Here is a 1,662-nt window from a genome sequence, read left to right on the forward strand (position 1 = left end):
GCCAAGGCAGATTCCATTGATAAAAAGAAGTGAAAACGTCATGAGCGGATTGCTTGTTCCCACCGCTGCAAGAGCCAAGTCCCCAATATAGCGGCCAACAATGGCACTATCGACAGCATTGTAGGTCAGGGTGAGGTAATTGGATAAAATAAGCGGCAGTAAATAAGAGAGAAGCTGGAGGGGGATGTCTCCCTTTGTCAAGTCATGGGTTTTCACAAAGACCACCATCCTCTTAATATAAGAAATAACGATATAAAAAAGTGACTGGACTACAAACTTTCTACTTGTAGCCCAACCACTTGCTTCATCATGTAATCAAATTCTCCTATACTACTTATCGCCTAAGCAGACAACCTTACCATCCTTTACAATAAGAGTTTCCGTCGGTGCACCTTCGTCAAAAATAACAGTAGGATTGTATTGCACCATGTCGATATGTACAGTGCTTCTTGCTGGCTGACCATAATAGAACCCATTCCCCATGGCAATATGGCAGGTGCCGCGTGCCTTCTTTTCTTCTTCAAAGTCACCGTTAAAAAGACATGCAGGGTTCAATCCCAAACCAATCTCTGCAATATTGTCGCTGTCCTTTACTTCCGCAATCTGGCGGCGAATTTCTTTACAAATCTTAGGATCACCGCCAACAACTTCTACGATACGCCCACCTTCAATCTTGAGTTCAACCGGAATTGTCGGACATCCATAGTAGCAGATTGGTCCATCAATCACTAATTTGCCATGTGTTGTACCAATGACGGGTCCAAGAGATACTTCACCATCAGACCATGCCATCGCATCTCCGGGATTGCGTGCAATCCCGCATTCAATGATTGGCTCCATCTGGTTCATTTCCATATAGAGATCTGTCCCGGCCGGCGTTACGATATGAGCCGTCTTCTTTCCTCTCCAGATTTTCTGGAGTTTTTCACCATCAGCATAAACTTTCTCATAGTCTGCTAATGCACCGCCTCGAGTAAAGTTATCGATACTTCTGAGGCAGATAGAAACTTCACGAAGTTTCTTTTCATTGATCAACTCTTTCAGATGGTTATTATAAATAGCTGCGCCGGACGCAGTAGTCATACCTACAAATACATCACAGGCATCCATGCCAAGTTCAAGGGATTTTGGAAAAATAGTAGCCTTATCCTTCCCCCTAATTGGCATCATATAAATACCATATTCAGCACCCAGACGAGAAACTGCTCCAGCAATAGCATTGGCCATTCTCATATCCGTCTGGGGATCAATAACAATTAAAACTTCTTCTCCGGCTTTGACACCCATAAGATTGCCCATCAGATAGTCCGCTCTTTCAATGCATTCAATAATTCTATTGTCTTCCATAATTGACGCTCCTTATCATTCAAGATTAAGTCATGACCATAAATTTGGGGAAATCAATAAACTTAATTGCGCAATTCTTTCCTCTATTTATATGTTACAAAAGTAAATCTTTAATAACAAAACATATGTTAGTTTTTTATATCCCATAACCATGGAGTTATATATAGTCTATGAGCTAACTCGTTATCAAGAGAATCCATGCACTATTTATCTTTCGATAATTTAACCTTCCTGCGAAGAAGGGAAATCATCTTAGGCAGTTCATAACAAGTCATGGCAATCCAGCCAATCAGCATGGCATAGGCAACGGAAAGA

2 protein-coding genes are annotated in these 1,662 nt (G+C 41.5%); both read right to left on the reverse strand.

Going from position 1 to position 1,662, the window contains the following annotated elements:
- On the reverse strand, positions 1-228 hold a 228-nt coding region (locus DW817_RS05900; protein WP_371414503.1), incomplete at its 3' end, for an MATE family efflux transporter.
- 102 nt (positions 229-330) lie between these two features.
- The gene (locus DW817_RS05905; RefSeq protein WP_120111510.1) at positions 331-1,347 is read right to left on the reverse strand and encodes an aminopeptidase; all 1,017 of its coding nucleotides are present in this window, start codon (positions 1,345-1,347) and stop codon (positions 331-333) included.
- Positions 1,348-1,662: the final 315 nt, after the last annotated feature.

The organism is Acidaminococcus sp. AM33-14BH (assembly GCF_003603525.1).
In the GTDB taxonomy this organism is placed as follows: domain Bacteria; phylum Bacillota; class Negativicutes; order Acidaminococcales; family Acidaminococcaceae; genus Acidaminococcus; species Acidaminococcus intestini.